1 protein-coding gene is annotated in these 256 nt (G+C 64.1%); it reads left to right on the top strand.

The window, feature by feature from the left end; translation table 11 throughout:
* Nucleotides 1–256: FGGY family carbohydrate kinase (locus Q4528_RS14715; protein ID WP_303522406.1), on the top strand; the 256-nt coding region annotated here is incomplete at both ends.

The following is a 256-nucleotide window of genomic DNA, read 5'->3' on the forward strand; positions in this document are numbered from 1 at the left end:
CGGCGATCCTGTGGAATGATGGCCGGGCTGACGGGATCTGCAACGCGCTGGACCAGGATCACCCCACCCTGGCAAAGATCGCCGGCGTGCGGCCGATGCCGGGGTTCACGGCGCCGAAAATCGCCTGGCTGGCCGCGCATGAGCCGGACACCTATTCCAAGATCCACCGCATTTGCCTGCCCAAGGATTATCTCGGGCTTTGGCTGCACAACACCCATGTCACCGACAGATGCGACGCCGCCGGCACATGGTGGTT

The organism is Staphylococcus pasteuri, assembly GCF_030547725.1.
Classification (GTDB): Bacteria; Bacillota; Bacilli; order Staphylococcales; family Staphylococcaceae; genus Staphylococcus; species Staphylococcus pasteuri.